Source organism: Pseudomonas sp. efr-133-TYG-5, from assembly GCF_030209175.1.
Taxonomy (GTDB): Bacteria; Pseudomonadota; Gammaproteobacteria; order Pseudomonadales; family Pseudomonadaceae; genus Aquipseudomonas.
The window spans coordinates 2,022,323-2,040,306 of the sequence record NZ_JARVSM010000001.1; the positions used below are offsets into that span (position 1 = coordinate 2,022,323).

The window sequence follows — 17,984 nt, forward strand, 5'->3', positions numbered from 1 at the left end:
TCGGCAGCTGGAACCTAAAGCTCAGGGTTGCAGGCGACAGCCCGGGCGTTCGCCCTGCCACTGGGCGCTGTTGCTGCGGCCCATGCCGCTGGCGGTGACCCGTTTTTGCCTGCGGTCATCGCTCAGTTCGCTGGGCAGCCACTGCTTCACATAGCCCCGACAATACTCGGCATCGTTGTTCATCACGTAACGACACGAACAATATTCCTTGGCGGTGTAGGCGCTGATGATGTCCGGAAAAGCCCACAGATTCTCGCGTTCGAGCCAGCCCCAGCCCACCAGCACGGCCAGCAGCACCAGCAGGATTCGTCTGCCCATTTTCATGGCCGCAGCGCCGCCAGCACGCGCCTGAGCAATTCGTTGTGGCGATAGCTGCCGTCGCGGTCATCGCCGTAGCGCACGATCAGCAGTTTCTCGCTCGGGATCACGTACAGCGCCTGGCCCCAGTGGCCGAGGGCAGCGAAGGTGTCGGGCGGTGCGTCGGGCCACGGAGAAGCGTCGCCAGCCATCGGCCGATTGAGCCACCACTGGCCACCCGGCACCGCTTCGTCCTGATTCGCCTTGTAGCCGGCGAAGGGCTGGCGATTGAACGCGACCCAATCCTTGGGTAACAGCTGCCGGTCATGCCAGCGACCGTCTCGCGCCATCAGCAGCCCGACTCGCGCCAGATCCCGCGCCGTCATGTAGGCGTAGGAAGAGGCGACGAAGGTGCCCGTGGCATCGGTTTCCCAGGTGGCACTGCGAATGCCCAGCGGTTCGAAAAGCGCTGCCCACGGATAGTCGGGATAGTGCTGCGGGCCGACCATGGTTTTCAGCGCCGCGGCCAACAGATTGCTGTCGCCGCTGGAATAGCGAAACGCCTGACCCGCTGGCGCGTAGCTGTCGTGATCGGCGGTGAACGCCGCCATGTCGCGGTGACCGCGGGTGTAGAGCATGGCCACCACCGAGGATTTCAGCGGGGCGTATTCGTAGTCTTCCTGCCAGTCGAGGCCCGAGGCCCAGTGCAGCAGATCCTTGATCGTGACGGTCGGGTGTTTTTCCAGCGCCGGGTAAAACTTCGCGGCCGGATCATCGAGCTGGAACAAGCCCTCGCCGTACGCCACGCCGAGCACCGTGGCCATCAGGCTTTTGCTGATCGACCAGATCAGGTGCGGGGTGTCGGCGCTGGTCGCCGCGGCGTAGCGTTCGTAGACGATCTGGCCGTCGCGGATCACCAGCAAGGCATCGGTGCGGATGCCCTGGCGGGTGTTGTCGTCGCGGGTCGGGAAGGCATAGGCCGTCAGTGCAGCGACGGCCGGGCCGGTGAGTTGCGGGCCGCTCGGCCATTGTTCGCCCGGCCACTGTTCGGCCTGAACCGTGAAGCTGATCAGCAGCAGAAACAGCGACAGGCCTTTGCGCATGGTGAGGGCTCTTGGGAAGAACCTGCTGAGGGTAGTCAGGGTTGATGACAAATTCGAGATGTTGGCTGCCCATGAGATCGCCATCGCTGGCAAGCCAGCTCCCACAGTGTCCTTGGTATGCAGACAACCTGCGGCAATCCTCTGATCCTGTGGGAGCGAGCCTGCTCGCGAAGGGGCCCGTCAGTTCACCGCCAAAGCCTTGGCCAGACGTTTGGCCCGCGCGCCGGCGGCCATCTGCATGACCGCTTGATCGCGTTGCCACATCGTCGCCCATTCTGGGTTGCCGTCGCGCAATGCCTGATCCACTTCCGGTTTGAGCCCGTCGAACTGCGCAAACAATCCGCCGAGCAAGACATGCCCGGCGGGATTGTTCGGCGGCTGGCGACTGACTTCCGCGCAACCGGCCAACAGCGCCAGCAAGCGCAATTGCAACGGCTGCGGCCAGCCGCTGTCCTGACCGACGCCATACAGCCACGCGGTCATGGCGCTGAGCACATAGACATCCTCGAGGGTGCGGAACGGCTTCACATAGGCATCCCAACCGTCTCCGGCGAGCAATTCGCACAAGGCGCTATCGAGCTGCAGGCGACCGTGACTGACGTCCGGCATCAACGGCAGCGCCGGGAGTTTTTCCACGCGTACGCCGGGTTCACCGGGATACACCACGGCCAGGCTCAGGCGCGGAGTTTGCCCGGGCTCCTCGCTGCGTGCAGCGACCAGCAGCCAGTCCGCGGCATCACCGGCGGTGACGAAATCCTTTTGCCCGGTGAGACGCAGATCCGTCAGCCGGGTGTGCATGTCCGCCGGGCGCAGGCTGCGCTGCTCGGTCGCACACAACGCACCGAGGCTCGGCGGCGCGCTCGGCCAAAGCATGCGCAACGCCGCCTGATAACCCACCAGAAACGCCAGCCCCGGCGTCGCCATTTGCCGCCCTCCCGCCACCGCCAGTTCGAACGGCGTCACGCTGCCCAGTTGATGCAGCAACGTGGCGAAGCCCTCCGCCAGATCGGCAACAGCGGGCAGGCGTTCGCGGCATTCAAGCAGGGTCGACCAGGTCATCAGAGGCTCCTCGTGGGCTGTCATATAAGCATCACCAAACATTCATGGCGATGACACCGGGGCTACATAGCCTGACTTTGCCCAACATGGCTGCATAAAGAAAGTCGATCGGCTGCAACCCACGACGGGTTCAAGGCCCGTACGGAGATTCAAATGACTCAGATCGCCCGCATCAGCGACACCGGCAATGAACGCCGCCTGCAAGCCGAACGCCTGATCGGCGCCGAGGCCCTGCAGCAAGCCCAGGCCTTGCGCTTCAACGTGTTCAGCGGCGAGTTCAACGCCAAGCTGAAAGGCGCCGAGCTGGGTCTGGACATGGATGACTATGATGTTCACTGCAGCCACATCGGCGTGCGTGACCTGAACACCGGGCGCCTGGTGGCGACCACCCGCCTGCTCGATCACACCGCCGCCAGCAGCCTCGGCAAGTTCTACAGCGAAGAAGAATTCAGCCTGCACGGCCTCGCCCATCTGCAAGGCCCGATCCTGGAAATCGGCCGTACCTGCGTCGACCCGGCCTACCGCAATGGCGGCACCATCGCCGTGCTCTGGGGCGAACTGGCCGAAGTCCTGAACCAGGGCGGCTACAGCTACCTGATGGGCTGCGCGAGCATCCCGATGCAGGACGGCGGCATTCAGGCCCACGCGATCATGCAGCGTCTGCGTGAACGCTACCTGTGCACCGAACACCTGCGCGCCGAACCGAAGAATCCGTTGCCGACCCTGGATATTCCGTCGAACGTGATCGCCGAGATGCCGCCGCTGCTCAAGGCCTACATGCGCCTGGGCGCGAAAATTTGCGGCGAGCCGTGCTGGGACGAAGACTTCCAGGTCGCCGACGTGTTCATCCTGCTCAAGCGCGACGAACTCTGCCCGCGCTACGCCAAGCACTTCAAGGCGGCGGTGTGATGAGCCGGCTGCGGGTGTACGCGCGGATCGCGCGAGTGCTGCTGGTGGTGACGCTGGGCCTGAGCATGGCCAGTGTCTTCGGCGTGTTCGAACGCCTGGGCCTGGCGCATTCGATGCAACGTCGGCAGCGCTGGTCGCGGTTCTTCATGGCGCGCCTGAGCAATGCCCTGCCCTTTCGCGTGACCGTGCACGGCGAGCTGCCGAAGCAGCCGATGCTGTGGGTCAGCAACCATGTGTCGTGGACCGACATTCCGCTGCTGGGCATGCTCACGCCGCTGTCGTTTCTGTCCAAGGCCGAAGTGCGCACCTGGCCGGTGGCCGGTTGGCTGGCGGCGAAGGCCGGCAGCCTGTTTATCCGTCGCGGCTCGGGCGACAGCCAGTTGATCCGCAAACAGATGACCCGGCACCTGCAAAGCGCCCATCCGCTGCTGATGTTCCCCGAAGGCACCACCACCGATGGCCGCTCGCTGCGCACCTTTCACGGGCGCCTGCTGTCGGCGGCGATCGATTCCGAGGTGATGCTGCAACCGGTGGCGATCCGCTATCTGCGCAACGGGGAAATCGATGCGCTGGCACCGTTCATTGGCGAGGACGATCTGCTCTCGCACCTGATGCGCCTGTTCAGCAATGACTGTGGCGATGTCGAAGTGCACCTGCTCAAGCCGATCCCCTGCCAGGGCCGGGAGCGCGCGGCACTGGCGTTCGACGCACAGCAGGCGGTGCAGAAGGCGTTGTTCGGTGATGTGGCCAGACCGGCCGAGCCACGCCGTACGGGCGAACTGATCGCTGCCTGAAACCCCCATCCCCCTGTGGGAGCGGGCTTGCTCGCGAATGCGGTCTGTCATTCACTATCGATGTTGTCTGACAGGACGCCTTCGCGAGCAAGCTCGCTCCCACATTGGTTTTTATGTCGTTGACGGTTTTTGCGCGAAGTTTTGGAGCTGCGGATAGAACAAGCGGAAATCCTCACTCAGCGGCTCATACAAGCGCCGCAACTCCTGCATCGCCCCCGCCAACTCCTCAGGCTTGCTCAGGCGCCGGGAAATCCCGCGCAGCACCTGATCCAGTACTTCGAATTCCTGATACGAACCCAACCAGTCATTGGCCACCATGTGCGGGGCGATTTTCGCCAGACGTTCGGGCAACTGCCGTTCATTGGACAGCACGCGGTAAACGTCGCGGGTGAAATGCTCCAATGGCCGGTCGGCGTACAACTGCCAGTCCCGGGCCAGGCAATGGTCGAAGAACACGTCGAGGACGATGCCCGCGTAACGGCGGCGGGTCTCGGTGAAACGCCCCAGGGCTATGTCCACCAAGGGATGGCGATCGGTGAACACGTCGATCTGCCGGTGCAACTGGATCGCGGCCTCGATCTCCGGGGCGAACCGGCCTTGCAGCCGCCCTTTGACGAAATCGCCATACAGACTGCCGAGCAGTTGACCGGGGCGCTGGCCACCGAGGTGCAAATGTGCGAGATAGTTCATGGGCGCAGCTTAGCACCGCGCCCACGCTTGTTTACACTCAACGTATCGTTATAACCCGATATACCGATTTATGCGTCCGTCAGATCGAATTCATATTGGTATATCGCGAAGTACCGATTTAAAGTTCGCCTCATCGCGATATAGCGCTACACACATCACGAGCCCAAAGCCATGAACCTCGACCTCGACGAAATAATAAAAGCCCTGGCGCATCCAGTACGGCGAGACATCCTCATCTGGCTGAAAGACCCCAAAGCCGAGTTTCCGCAACAGATCCACAACCACGAGTACGGCATCTGCGCCGGGCAGATCGATCAGCGCTGCGGCCTGTCGCAGTCGACCGTCTCCGCGCACCTGGCGACGCTGCAACGCGCCGGCCTGATCAGCAGCCAGAAAGCTGGCCAGTGGCACTTCTTCAAACGCAACGAGGACGTGATCCAGGCGTTCCTCGACGCCATCGTCAAGGAGCTCAGCGCTCCCACAAGGAATTGATCCAATGCCCCTCTCGCTCCTCATCCTGGCCTTGAGCGCCTTCGCCATCGGCACTACCGAGTTCGTCATCATGGGCCTGCTGCCCGATGTGGCGGCGGATCTCGGCGTGTCGATTCCCGGCGCCGGCTGGCTGGTGACCGGTTACGCCCTGGGCGTGGCCATCGGTGCGCCGTTCATGGCACTGGCCACCGCCAGGCTGCCGCGCAAGGCCGCACTGGTCGCGTTGATGGGCATCTTCATTATCGGCAACCTGCTCTGCGCCATTGCCAGTGACTACAACGTGCTGATGTTCGCCCGGGTCGTCACTGCGCTGTGCCACGGCGCGTTCTTCGGCATCGGTTCGGTAGTCGCGGCCGACCTGGTTGCGCCGAACAAGCGCGCGTCCGCCGTGGCGCTGATGTTCACCGGCCTGACCCTGGCCAACGTCCTCGGCGTGCCGCTGGGCACCGCGCTGGGCCAGGAAGCCGGCTGGCGCTCGACCTTCTGGGCGGTGACCGTGATCGGCGTGATTGCCCTGTTCGGCCTGATCCGTTTCCTGCCGGCCAAGCGTGACGAGGAAAAACTCGACATGCGCGCCGAACTCGCCGCCCTCAAGGGTGCCGGCATCTGGCTGTCGCTGAGCATGACCGCGCTGTTCGCCGCCTCGGTATTCACCCTGTTCACTTACGTTGCGCCGCTGCTGGGCGATGTCACGGGGGTCTCGCCCCGTGGCGTGACCTGGACGCTGATGCTCATCGGCCTGGGTCTGACCGTCGGCAACATCCTCGGCGGCAAACTGGCTGACAAAGGCCTGGCCGCGACGCTGATCGGCGTGTTCATCGCGATGGCCGTGACCTCCACGGTACTGACCTGGACCAGCATCGCGCTGATCCCCACCGAGATCACCCTGTTCCTCTGGGCCACCGCGTGTTTCGCCGCCGTGCCGGCCCTGCAAGTGAACGTCGTGACCTACGGCCAGGCCGCACCGAACCTGGTGTCGACCCTGAACATCGGCGCCTTCAACATCGGCAACGCCCTCGGCGCCTGGGTCGGCGGCAGCGTCATCGCCCACGGCTTCGGCCTGACCAGCGTGCCCCTCGCGGCGGCCGCACTGGCGGTGCTGGCACTGCTGGTGACCCTGATCACTTTCCGTCAGAACGGCGATGCCGGGCTGGCTCCTGCTACCAATTGATTAACTGTTAACGTACGAGGGTTGTAGACATGGCAACTATTTTCGATCCGATCAAACTGGGCGACCTCGAGCTGTCCAACCGCATCATCATGGCGCCGCTGACTCGCTGCCGCGCTGACGAGGGCCGTGTGCCCAACGCACTGATGGCCGAGTACTACGTACAACGCGCCTCCGCCGGTCTGATCCTCAGCGAAGCCACCTCGGTGACCCCGATGGGCGTCGGCTACCCGGACACCCCGGGCATCTGGTCCAACGACCAGGTCCGCGGCTGGACCAACGTGACCAAGGCCGTGCACGCCGCGGGTGGCAAGATCGTCCTGCAACTGTGGCACGTCGGCCGCATCTCGCACCCGTCGTACCTGAACGGCGAAACGCCGGTGGCCCCGAGCGCCATCCAGCCCAAGGGCCACGTCAGCCTGGTGCGCCCACTGGCCGACTACCCGACACCGCGCGCCCTGGAAACTGCGGAAATCGCCGATATCGTTGAGGCCTACCGCGTCGGTGCCGAGAACGCCAAGGCCGCCGGTTTCGACGGCGTGGAAATCCATGGCGCCAACGGCTACCTGCTCGACCAGTTCCTGCAGAGCAGCACCAACCAGCGTACCGACAACTACGGCGGTTCCCTGGAAAACCGTGCGCGCCTGCTGCTGGAAGTGACCGACGCGGCCATCGAAGTGTGGGGCGCCGGCCGTGTCGGCGTGCACCTGGCGCCGCGCGCCGACTCGCACGACATGGGTGACGACAACCTTGCCGAAACCTTCACCTACGTCGCCCGCGAGCTGGGCAAGCGCGGCATCGCCTTCATCTGCTCGCGCGAAAAAGAAGGCGCCGACAGCCTCGGCCCACAACTGAAAGAAGCCTTCGGCGGCGCGTACATCGCCAACGAGCGCTTCACCAAAGACAGCGCCAACGCCTGGCTGGCTGAGGGCAAGGCGGACGCGGTAGCGTTCGGCGTACCGTTCATTGCCAACCCGGACCTGCCGGCACGCCTGAAGGCCGATGCACCGCTGAACCCGGCGCATCCGGAAACCTTCTACGGCAAAGGCCCGGTCGGCTACATCGACTACCCGACGCTGTAAGCGGCGCACCGTAGCGCAGAAACACAAAAGCCCCGACTCGCAAGAGCCGGGGCTTTTTCCTGGGCGACGCGCCGGGGGGCTCGTGAACATTTGTTCACACGGGCGAAACAAAAACCCTACAAAATACGTAGCTCGCTATGTATCAACTCGATCCCCGGCGGTATATAAAAGCAGCCCATTGCAGCGAGGCAGATGAACAGGGATCTTCATTCGCCCCTTTGACTGAAACAACCTGATCCAATTACATATTTTGTTTCATTTGCGCAGGCTGGGGCTCCAGCGCAGCATATCCAGCCCGGTATCGACCCAACGCTCGGCCTCGGCCTGCAGTTCGAAGCTGTCCGGCGCCAACAGCCAGCCGTACAGGAGGCCGTCGATATAGGCGTGAATGCTGATGGCTGCACGGGCCGTGTCGAGATCTTCCGGCAACTGGCCGCGATTCACCGCATTACGCAGGGTCAGGCCGATGCGCAGGTTGCAGTCGAGGCTGGCTGTCCGGCGCTGTTGGCGCAGATCACACATTTCATCGGTGAACTCGCACTTATGAAACAGAATTTCGTTGATGCGCCGGGTTTTCGGGTCCAGCGCCACTTGATGAAACAAGCGCACCAGCAGCTTGCGCATGCAGCCCAGCGGATCGAGTTCGTCCTCGCTCTCGCTGGCCTTGGCCAGTTCATCCAGCGGCTCATGCAGGGTATCGAGCATCGCCTGCAGCAGATCGGCCTTGTTGCTGAAGTGCCAATAGATGGCACCGCGGGTCACGCCGGCCAGGGTCGCAATGTCGGCCAGCGTCGTGCGCGCCACGCCCCTTTCATAGAAAGCTTTCTCGGCGGCTTCCAGAATCTGGCTTCGCGTTTCCTGAGCTTCCTCTTTGGTGCGACGAACCATGGCAGTAAAACCTCAAACAGGATGTTTCAGGGATGGCTGAATATCCGCTGAATAAATAAGGGGGCGATCTCTCGTGAATCGACTCCCCGGCCTACAATTTCAAACCTTGCGACGTGTTTTGTAACAGGGTGGGTACACAGCCAAGGTGTTTACAAACAACCATGAACGTAAGTATATTCCTTAGCAAGCTACTTATCCACTCGATGAACAATTTTTACCCTTTCACACTTCTTGTGCGCTTTTCGCGCGCCTGACCCGAGGATCTTCATGCAATTCAAGCCAGCTGTTACCGCTCTGGTCACTGCCGTCGCCCTGGCATCGCTGCTCAGCGGATGTAAAAAGGAAGAGGCGGCTCCCGCCGCACCACCTCCTCAGGTCGGCGTCGTCACCCTGCAACCACAAGCCTTTACCCTGACTTCCGAACTGCCGGGCCGCACCAGCGCGTTCCGCATCGCCGAAGTTCGACCGCAGGTCAACGGCATCATTCTCAAGCGTCTGTTCAAGGAAGGCGGCGATGTCAAAGCCGGCCAGCAGCTGTACCAGATCGATCCGTCGGTCTACGAAGCGACCCTGAAAAGCGCCGAAGCCAACCTGCGTTCGACCAAGTCGATCTCCGACCGCTACAAGCAACTGGTCGATGAGCAGGCTGTCAGCCGTCAGGAATACGACACCGCTGTCGCCAATCGCCTGGAGTCGGAAGCCTCCCTGCAGAGTGCGCAGATCAACGTGCGTTACACCAAGGTCTATGCGCCGATCTCCGGGCGTATCGGTCGTTCGGCGGTCACCGAGGGCGCCCTGGTCAGCAACGGCCAGGCCGATGCCATGGCGGTGATCCAGCAACTGGACCCGATCTACGTCGACGTCACCCAGTCGTCGGTGGAACTGCTGGAACTGCGTCGCGAACTGGAAAGCGGCCGCCTGCAGAAGGCCGGCGACAACGCCGCTGCGGTCAAACTGACCCTGGAAGACGGCAGCCAGTACAAGCTCGACGGCAAGCTGGAATTCTCCGAAGTGTCGGTCGATCAGACCACCGGTTCGGTGACCCTGCGCGCGGTGTTCCCGAACCCGGATCACACCCTGTTGCCGGGCATGTTCGTCCACGCTCAGTTGCAGGCCGGTGTGAACAGCGCCGCGATCCTCGCGCCGCAGCAAGGCGTGACCCGCGACCTCAAAGGCACGCCAACCGCACTGGTCGTCGGTCCGGACAACAAGGTCGAACTGCGTCAGCTCAAGGCCAGCCGCACCGTCGGCAGCCAGTGGCTGATCGAAGACGGCCTGAAGGCCGGCGATCGCCTGATCACCGAAGGGCTGCAGTTCGTCAAACCGGGCGTCGAGGTCAAACCGACCGAAGCGACCAACGTCGGCACCAAGAACCCGGCCCCCGCCCAGGCAGCTGACAAAGCCGCCGGCGGCAAAGGGGAGTAATCCATGTCAAAATTTTTCATCGACCGTCCGATTTTCGCCTGGGTAATTGCCCTGGTGATCATGCTGGTCGGGGCACTCTCGATCCTGAAACTGCCGATCAACCAGTACCCGAGCATCGCGCCACCGGCCATTGCGATTTCCGTGACCTACCCGGGTGCGTCCGCGCAGACCGTGCAGGACACCGTGGTCCAGGTGATCGAGCAGCAGCTCAACGGTATCGACAACCTGCGTTATGTGTCCTCGGAAAGTAACTCCGACGGCAGCATGACCATCACCGCGACCTTCGAGCAAGGCACCAACTCCGACACCGCGCAGGTCCAGGTGCAGAACAAGCTGAACCTGGCCACCCCGCTGTTGCCGCAGGAAGTGCAGCAACAGGGTATCCGCGTGACCAAGGCAGTGAAGAACTTCCTGCTGGTGATCGGCGTGGTGTCGCGTGACGGCAGCATGACCAAGGACGACCTGTCCAACTACATCGTCTCGAACATGCAGGATCCGATCTCGCGGACTGCCGGTGTCGGTGACTTCCAGGTGTTCGGTGCCCAGTACGCGATGCGCATCTGGCTCGACCCGGCCAAGCTGAACAACTTCAACCTGACCCCGGTCGACGTGAAGACCGCCATCGCGGCACAGAACGTCCAGGTGTCGTCCGGCCAGCTCGGCGGCCTGCCTGCCGTGCAGGGTCAGCAACTGAACGCGACGATCATCGGCAAGACCCGTCTGCAAACGGCCGAGCAGTTCAAGGAAATCCTGCTCAAGGTCAACAAGGACGGTTCGCAGGTGCGCCTCAAAGACGTCGCCGACGTCGGCCTCGGTGGCGAGAACTACGCGATCAGCGCCCAGTTCAACGGCAGCCCGGCTTCCGGTCTGGCGGTGAAACTGGCCAACGGCGCCAACGCCCTCGACACGGCCAAGGCCCTGCGCAATACCATCGACAGCCTCAAGCCGTTCTTCCCGCAAGGGATGGAAGTGGTGTTCCCGTACGACACCACCCCGGTGGTGACCGAATCGATCAAGGGCGTAGTGGAAACCCTGGTCGAGGCGATCGTGCTGGTGTTCCTGGTGATGTTCCTGTTCCTGCAGAACTTCCGCGCCACCGTCATCACCACGATGACCGTGCCGGTGGTCTTGCTCGGTACGTTCGGCATCCTCGCCGCCGCCGGTTTCAGCATCAACACCCTGACCATGTTCGGTATGGTCCTGGCCATCGGCCTTCTGGTGGACGACGCCATCGTCGTGGTGGAAAACGTCGAACGGGTGATGAGCGAAGAAGGCCTGTCACCGAAGGAAGCGACCAAGAAGTCCATGGGCCAGATCCAGGGCGCATTGGTCGGTATCGCCCTGGTACTGTCGGCGGTACTGCTGCCGATGGCGTTCTTCGGCGGTTCCACCGGGGTCATCTACAAGCAGTTCTCGATCACCATCGTGTCGGCCATGGCGTTGTCGGTGCTGGTGGCCCTGATCTTCACCCCGGCGCTCTGCGCGACCATGCTCAAGCCGATTCCCCATGGCGAGCACGGCACCCCGAAAAAAGGCTTCTTCGGCTGGTTCAACCGTGGTTTCGACCGCAGCGTCAAAAGCTACGAGCGCGGCGTGGGCAACATCCTGCGTCACAAGGCTCCGTACCTGCTGGCGTACCTGCTGATTTTCATCGGCATGATCTGGCTGTTCCTGCGGATCCCGTCCTCCTTCCTGCCCGAGGAAGACCAGGGCGTACTGTTCGCCCAGGTGCAGACGCCGGCCGGCTCCAGTGCCCAGCGTACGCAAGTGGTCGTCGATGAAATGCGCGAATTCCTCCTGCGTCCGACCAAGGACGGCGGTGAAGGCGACGCGGTCGCCTCGGTGTTCACCGTGACCGGCTTCAACTTCGCCGGCCGTGGCCAGAGCTCGGGTATGGCGTTCATCATGCTCAAGCCGTGGCACGAACGTAACGCCGACAACAGCGTGTTCAAACTGGCCGCTCGCGCCCAGCAGCACTTCTTCACCTTCCGCGATGCGATGGTGTTCGCCTTCGCCCCGCCGGCGGTACTGGAGTTGGGTAACGCCACCGGTTTCGACGTGTTCCTGCAAGACCGTGCCGGTATCGGTCACGACAAGCTGATGGAAGCGCGCAACCAGTTCCTCGGCATGGCGGCGCAGAGCAAAGTGCTCTCGCAGGTACGTCCGAACGGTCTGAACGACGAGCCGCAGTTCCAGCTCGAAATCGATGACGAGAAGGCCAGTGCCCTGGGCATTACCATCACCGACATCAACAACACCCTGTCGATTGCCCTGGGCAGTAGCTACGTCAACGACTTCATCGACCGCGGTCGGGTGAAGAAAGTCTACGTGCAGGGTCAGCCGAACTCGCGCATGAGTCCGGAAGACTTGAAGAAGTGGTATGTGCGCAATGCCTCCGGCACCATGGTTCCGTTCTCGGCGTTCGCCAAGGGCGAGTGGATCTACGGTTCGCCGAAGCTGTCGCGTTACAACGGCGTGGAAGCGATGGAGATCCTCGGTGCCCCGGCCCCGGGCTACTCCACCGGTGAAGCCATGGCCGAAGTCGAGGCGATTGCCGCCAAGCTGCCGAAGGGTGTGGGCATCTCCTGGACCGGTCTGTCCTACGAGGAGCGTCTGGCCGGTTCCCAGGCACCGGCACTGTTCGCGCTGTCGCTGCTGATGGTATTCCTGTGTCTGGCGGCGTTGTACGAGAGCTGGTCGATTCCGATCGCGGTGGTCCTCGTGGTGCCGCTGGGGATCATCGGGGCCTTGCTGGCGACCAGCCTGCGCGGGCTGTCCAACGACGTGTACTTCCTGGTAGGTCTGTTGACGACCATCGGTCTGGCGGCGAAAAACGCTATTCTGATCGTCGAGTTCGCCAAGGAACTGCACGAACAGGGTAACAGCCTGGTCGATGCCGCCATCGAGGCGTGCCGCATGCGTCTGCGACCGATCATCATGACCTCCCTGGCATTCATCCTCGGCGTGGTACCGCTGGCGATTTCCACCGGGGCCGGCTCGGGCAGTCAGCACGCCATCGGTACGGTCGTAATCGGCGGTATGATCACCGCAACGATCCTGGCGATTTTCTGGGTTCCACTGTTCTTCGTCACTGTGTCGTCCATGGGCCAGCGCAAAAACGCCGGCAAGGATGACGCCATAGAAACTCCTAAAGAGGCTGGCCAATGAGCAAGTCGCTACTCTCCATCGCAGTCGCCGCCTTCGTGCTGAGCGGTTGCTCGCTGATACCCGACTATCAGCAGCCTGCAGCACCGGTGGCGGACCAGTACCCGCAGGGCCCGGCGTACTCGCCGGCCCAGGCACCGGCGCAGGCCGCTGCCGAGCAGGGCTGGAAGCAGTTTTTCCATGACCCGGCCCTGCAGCAGCTGATCCAGGTCGCCCTGGAAAACAACCGCGACCTGCGCGTCGCGGCGCTGAACATCGACGCCTATGCGGCGCAGTACCGCATCCAGCGTGCCGACCTGTTCCCGGCCGTGTCGGCCAATGCCGCCGGCAGCCGCCAGCGGATCCCGGCACGCGCCTCGCAGACCGGTGAATCGGGTATCACCAGCTCGTACTCCGCCACTGTCGGCATCAGCGCCTACGAACTCGACCTGTTCGGCCGGGTGCGCAGCCTGAGCGAGCAAGCGCTGCAACAATACTTCGCCACCGAAGAAGCACGGCGCAGCACCCAGATCAGCCTGGTGGCCAGTGTGGCCAACGCCTACCTGACCTGGCAGGCCGACAAGGAACTGCTGAAGCTGACGCAAGACACCCTCGGTGCCTTCGAAGAAAGCTACAAGCTGACCAGCCGCAGCAACGAGGTCGGTGTGGCCTCGGCGCTGGACCTGGCGCAGTCGCGCACCTCGGTGGAAAACGCCCGGGCGCAACTGGCGCGTTACACCCGCCAGGTCGCTCAGGATGAAAACAGCCTGACCCTGCTGCTCGGCACCGGCGTGCCGGCCAACCTGCAGGCGGCCAAGCCGCTGTCCGACGACCTGCTCGCCGATGTCCCGGCCGGTCTGCCGTCGGATCTGCTGCAACGGCGTCCGGACATCCTCCAGGCCGAATACAACCTGAAGGCGGCCAACGCCAACATCGGCGCGGCCCGCGCGGCGTTCTTCCCGAGCATCAGTCTGACCGCCAACGCGGGCAGCCTGAGCCCGGACCTGTCCGGCCTGTTCAAGGGCGGCTCGGGCACCTGGCTGTTCCAGCCGCAGATCAACCTGCCGATCTTCAACGCCGGCAGCCTGCGCGCCAGTCTCGACTACGCCAAGATCCAGAAGGACATCGGCGTGGCGAACTACGAGAAGTCGATTCAGACCGCCTTCCAGGAAGTCGCCGACGGCCTGGCCGCCCGCCAGACCTACACCGAGCAATTGCAGGCGCAGCGTGACTTCGTCAACGCCAACCAGGACTACTACCGTCTGGCCGAGCGTCGCTACCGCATCGGGGTCGACAGCAACCTGACCTTCCTCGATGCCCAGCGTCAGCTGTTCAGCGCGCAACAGGCGCTGATCACCGACCGCCTCGCGCAGCTGACCAGTGCGGTCAACCTGTACAAGGCCCTGGGCGGTGGCTGGAATGCGCAGACCGCGCAGAACGAACCGCTGAAAGAAGAAGCACCGAAAATGAAGCTGTTCTGACACGGCCATCATCAACAAGCCCACCTGTCCGGTGGGCTTGTTGTTTCAAGGCATGAAACCGAGCGGCCAGGCATTTGTAGCGCAATGCCCGCAACGGTCTGCCGCGCACAACGACGCTGGCGATGACCCGCCTAGCGATTCTCGAGAGAAAACTCACCCACGACTTCCACTACCGTGTCAGCGAAACTGCGGTATTTGAAGTTGAATGATCCGCTGTAAACAAGCGGCGATACCGCATCGATTTTCAGCGTCCCGCTTCCCCAGTCTTCGCCGATAACGGCGCCGGGTGTGCCATTGCCGAGCAATCCCAACACCTCCCAGTCCGGATCCTTCATCGGTCTGATTTTGTGCATCCCCACGTCCAGCGGCACTCTGCTGCCCAGATAGACCGCGCGTACAGGGCGGCCGTTGTCCGATCCAAAATAAGCCCACAAACTGGGCCTGCCACTTCTGTAAAAAAAATACACCCAGGCCGTATCCAGTTTTGTTTCCTTGGCATTTTCGGTAACGGTAATGGCCACCGTCCCCGTACTTTCCTGAGTCGCCGCAAACGGTTCAAGTCCGATGTCTTGGGTAGAAACCCACTTGTCCTGCGTGCTGTTCATTTCCTTCGCTCCACTGGCTGTGATCAAGCAAATAGACTTCGAAAGTCTCGCCAGTGAAAAAACTACGCCGAAAACTCAGCTTTACCACTGTCAGAACTGACAGGTGAGCACCCCTGACACTTTCAGTTATCGTGAGCATTTTTTTGCGATGCCGCTGCACGGTGTACTCGCGCCGGCCCGGGGGCGTCGCAGGGTATCGAAAGATCCCTGCGATCTTCTGTTCGATAATCGCCCGAAACCCGTTTTCGCCGATTGAAAGGGGTCATCCACGCCACGCACCATCCGCTTCACAAAACCAATAACAACAGGTTCGATGCCATGTTTGCCCGCCCTTCCCCGTCCGGCTGATCGCCACCGCTTCACGTCCTGTTCGCTTCCCCCTGTCTGCCCTCAAAAGCGGCGGCAGCGTACCCGTTCACCCCAAAATAATTAGAGAGACTCCGCTCATGACGCCTTCCACTTATGCATTTCCCGGTTTGCTCGCCCTGACCCTGGCTGGCACCGCGCTGCCGGCAATGGCCGAGGAAGCCGGGTTCGTCGAAGGGGCCAAGGTCAACCTGAACCTGCGCAACTTCTACATCAACCGCAACTTCACCAACCCGACCAAGGCTCAGGGCAAGGCTGAAGAGTGGACGCAGAACTTCATCCTCGACGCCAAATCCGGCTTCACCCAGGGCACCGTCGGTTTCGGCATGGACGTGCTCGGGCTGTACTCGGTAAAACTCGATGGCGGCAAAGGCACCGGCGGCACGCAACTGTTGCCGCTGGATCATGACGGCCGTCCGGCGGACAACTTCGGCCGCACCAACGTCGCGTTCAAGGCCAGACTGTCGCAGACCGAGGTGAAGGTCGGCGAGTGGATGCCGGTGCTGCCGATCCTGCGTTCGGACGACGGCCGCTCGCTGCCGCAGACCTTCCGTGGCGGCCAGATCACCTCGAAGGAAATCGCCGGCCTGACCCTTTACGGCGGCCAGTTCCGCGCCAACAGCCCGCGTGACGACAGCAGCATGAGCGACATGTCGATGACCGGCAAAGCCGCGTTCACCTCCGATCGCTTCAACTTCCAGGGCGGCGAGTACGTGTTCAACGACAAACGCACGCAGATCGGCCTGTGGAACGCCGAGCTCAAGGACATCTACAGCCAGCAATACGTCAATCTGATCCACAGCCAGCCGCTGGGCGACTGGACGCTGGGCGCCAACCTCGGCTTCTTCTATGGCAAGGACGACGGCAGCGCCCGCGCCGGCGACCTCGACAACAAGACCTGGTCCGGCCTGTTGTCTGCCCGCTACGGCGGCAACACGTTCTACGTCGGCCTGCAGAAACTCACGGGCGACAGCGCCTGGATGCGGGTCAACGGCACCAGCGGCGGCACCCTGGCCAACGACAGCTACAACTCCAGTTACGACAACGCTCAGGAACGCTCCTGGCAGGTGCGTCACGACTACAATTTCGTCGCCCTCGGCATTCCCGGGCTGACCCTGATGAACCGCTACATCAGCGGCAGCAACGTGCACACCGGCACCATCACCGACGGCAAGGAATGGGGTCGCGAATCGGAGCTGGGCTACACCGTACAGAGCGGCGCGCTCAAGGACCTGAACGTCAGATGGCGCAACTCGACCATGCGCCGCGACTACAGCAATAACGAGTTCGACGAAAATCGCCTGATCGTCAGCTACCCGATCAGCCTGCTGTAACGCCTGGGCCACTGTAGGCGCCGCCGAAGCTGCGATCGGGTGCTCGCAGCCTCGTTGCATTCGGCAGCGCCTGCCTGCCAGGGGGGCGATGGCCATTTGTCAGGCGAGGTGGCACTTTGCGGGCCTTGGATTAAAGTGGAAAAACCTGAAGGACTCAGGCGCACCACCCTTCCCGCTTCCGTTATCTGTTGATGTTGGTCCCCAAGACTCGAGCCAGGCTGTCATCGGAAGACACTGCTGATCACCGGAGGACCGCCTCATGATCACTCGCCCCACCCCTGCTGCCGACTGGGACGCCAAGGCGTACCAGCAGTTTTCCCGCCTCAGGCAACGCCCGGTCAACGAACTGCTCGAGCGCGTCGAACTGCACGATCCACAACGCATCTACGACCTCGGTTGCGGCACCGGCATCGCCACGCAACTGCTGGCCGAACGCTGGCCGCGCGCGCAGTTGCTCGGCGTCGACAGTTCAGCGCAGATGCTCGATCAGGCGCGCTGCCTGCCGATCAAGGCGTCATGGCAACAGTGCGACCTGCTCGACTGGCAGCCCGAGCAACCGGCAGACCTGCTGCTGGCCGCTGCCGTGCTGCATTTCATCGAAGGTCACGAAGAGCTGCTGCCGCGCCTGCTCGGCCGGCTCAACCCCGGCGGCTGCCTCGCCGCGCACATGCCGGACTGGCGCGATGCGCTGTGGTATCGGCTGATGCTCGACACCCTCGAGGACGCCGGCCCCGGGCACACGCCGTTGGGCACGCCGCAACTGCGCCAGCACATGGCTGCGCGGCCGTTACTGACGCTGGAGGATTACTACCGTTTGCTGGCGCCGCTGACGGCCTCGCTGGACATCTGGGAAACCGAGCAATTGCAGGTGGTGGACGGCAAGTCGCCGGTCTATGACTGGGTCAAGGTCTCGGCACTGCGGCCGGTGATGCAGGGGCTCGACCCGCAGGAGCAGGCGCGTTTCATCTACCACTTCCTGATGCGCGTGCATGCGCATTATCCGCAGGAGAACAACGGCCATACGCTGTTTCCGTTCAAGCGGATTTTCATCGTCGCCAGGGTGTGATTGATCGGACGACTAGCGCTTTCGCGGGCAGGCTCGCGTCCACATTGCAAGGCATGGCAAAGGTGGGCGCGAGCCGGCTCG

General features: G+C 62.7%; 16 protein-coding genes. 10 read left to right on the forward strand and 6 right to left on the reverse strand.

Features of this window, described 5'->3' with window-relative positions; all coding sequences use genetic code 11:
• Positions 1-21 precede the first annotated feature (21 nt).
• The 3 genes from QRN70_RS09175 to QRN70_RS09185 all read right to left on the reverse strand — a co-directional run bounded on the left by QRN70_RS09175 (position 22) and on the right by QRN70_RS09185 (position 2,459).
• Entirely contained in the window at positions 22-324 is a 303-nt protein-coding gene (locus QRN70_RS09175) for an amidase (protein ID WP_285417172.1), read from the reverse strand.
• Positions 321-1,400, reverse strand: a complete 1,080-nt coding sequence (locus QRN70_RS09180) for a serine hydrolase domain-containing protein (protein ID WP_285417173.1) — start codon at positions 1,398-1,400, stop codon at positions 321-323. Before QRN70_RS09180 ends, QRN70_RS09175 begins: the two co-directional genes overlap by 4 nt.
• 180 nt (positions 1,401-1,580) lie before the next feature.
• Complete coding sequence (locus QRN70_RS09185; RefSeq protein ID WP_285417174.1) at positions 1,581-2,459, reverse strand: acyl-CoA dehydrogenase family protein; 879 nt, start codon at positions 2,457-2,459, stop codon at positions 1,581-1,583.
• Positions 2,460-2,612: 153 nt separating this feature from the next.
• Here QRN70_RS09185 and olsB point away from each other — a divergent pair, with 153 nt between their 5' ends.
• Entirely contained in the window at positions 2,613-3,368 is a 756-nt protein-coding gene (gene olsB, locus QRN70_RS09190) for an L-ornithine N(alpha)-acyltransferase (protein ID WP_007916280.1), read from the forward strand.
• On the forward strand, positions 3,368-4,162 hold the full coding sequence (locus tag QRN70_RS09195; protein WP_285417177.1) for a lysophospholipid acyltransferase family protein: 795 nt from the start codon (positions 3,368-3,370) through the stop codon (positions 4,160-4,162). Before olsB ends, QRN70_RS09195 begins: the two co-directional genes overlap by 1 nt.
• Before the next feature lie 111 nt (positions 4,163-4,273).
• Here QRN70_RS09195 and QRN70_RS09200 read toward each other — a convergent pair whose 3' ends face one another.
• Entirely contained in the window at positions 4,274-4,852 is a 579-nt protein-coding gene (locus tag QRN70_RS09200) for an acyl carrier protein phosphodiesterase (RefSeq protein ID WP_285417178.1), read from the reverse strand.
• Between the two features lie 171 nt (positions 4,853-5,023).
• Between QRN70_RS09200 and QRN70_RS09205 the strand changes: the two genes are divergently transcribed.
• Genes QRN70_RS09205 through QRN70_RS09215 form a run of 3 tightly spaced genes read left to right on the forward strand, consistent with a single transcriptional unit; the run spans position 5,024 to position 7,594 of the window.
• Positions 5,024-5,344 carry an ArsR/SmtB family transcription factor gene (locus QRN70_RS09205; RefSeq protein ID WP_285417179.1) on the forward strand — a complete coding sequence of 107 codons (321 nt, stop codon included), beginning with the start codon at positions 5,024-5,026 and terminating at the stop codon, positions 5,342-5,344.
• Between the two features lie 4 nt (positions 5,345-5,348).
• Positions 5,349-6,515 (forward strand): MFS transporter, encoded by a 1,167-nt coding sequence (locus QRN70_RS09210; protein ID WP_285417180.1) that lies wholly within the window; start codon positions 5,349-5,351, stop codon positions 6,513-6,515.
• A gap of 29 nt (positions 6,516-6,544) precedes the next feature.
• Positions 6,545-7,594: an alkene reductase gene (locus QRN70_RS09215; RefSeq protein ID WP_285417182.1), complete on the forward strand. Its 1,050-nt coding sequence runs from the start codon at positions 6,545-6,547 to the stop codon at positions 7,592-7,594.
• Between the two features lie 255 nt (positions 7,595-7,849).
• Here QRN70_RS09215 and emhR read toward each other — a convergent pair whose 3' ends face one another.
• Entirely contained in the window at positions 7,850-8,482 is a 633-nt protein-coding gene (emhR, locus tag QRN70_RS09220) for an efflux system transcriptional repressor EmhR (RefSeq protein ID WP_285417183.1), read from the reverse strand.
• A gap of 267 nt (positions 8,483-8,749) precedes the next feature.
• Here emhR and emhA point away from each other — a divergent pair, with 267 nt between their 5' ends.
• From emhA to emhC, 3 genes are read left to right on the forward strand one after another with little or no spacing between them, the layout of a single operon-like run.
• Complete coding sequence (gene emhA / locus QRN70_RS09225) at positions 8,750-9,907, forward strand: efflux RND transporter periplasmic adaptor subunit EmhA (RefSeq protein ID WP_285417185.1); 1,158 nt, start codon at positions 8,750-8,752, stop codon at positions 9,905-9,907.
• A gap of 3 nt (positions 9,908-9,910) precedes the next feature.
• Entirely contained in the window at positions 9,911-13,075 is a 3,165-nt protein-coding gene (gene emhB, locus QRN70_RS09230) for an efflux RND transporter permease subunit EmhB (protein WP_285417187.1), read from the forward strand.
• Positions 13,072-14,532, forward strand: a complete 1,461-nt coding sequence (emhC, locus tag QRN70_RS09235) for an efflux RND transporter outer membrane subunit EmhC (RefSeq protein WP_285417188.1) — start codon at positions 13,072-13,074, stop codon at positions 14,530-14,532. The genes emhB and emhC overlap by 4 nt, the downstream gene beginning before the upstream one ends.
• A gap of 131 nt (positions 14,533-14,663) precedes the next feature.
• Here emhC and QRN70_RS09240 read toward each other — a convergent pair whose 3' ends face one another.
• Positions 14,664-15,137, reverse strand: a complete 474-nt coding sequence (locus tag QRN70_RS09240) for a hypothetical protein (protein WP_285417190.1) — start codon at positions 15,135-15,137, stop codon at positions 14,664-14,666.
• Positions 15,138-15,583: 446 nt separating this feature from the next.
• Here QRN70_RS09240 and QRN70_RS09245 point away from each other — a divergent pair, with 446 nt between their 5' ends.
• Positions 15,584-16,837 (forward strand): OprD family porin, encoded by a 1,254-nt coding sequence (locus QRN70_RS09245; protein ID WP_285417192.1) that lies wholly within the window; start codon positions 15,584-15,586, stop codon positions 16,835-16,837.
• 259 nt (positions 16,838-17,096) lie between these two features.
• The gene (locus QRN70_RS09250) at positions 17,097-17,903 is read left to right on the forward strand and encodes a methyltransferase domain-containing protein (protein ID WP_285417194.1); all 807 of its coding nucleotides are present in this window, start codon (positions 17,097-17,099) and stop codon (positions 17,901-17,903) included.
• Positions 17,904-17,984: the final 81 nt, after the last annotated feature.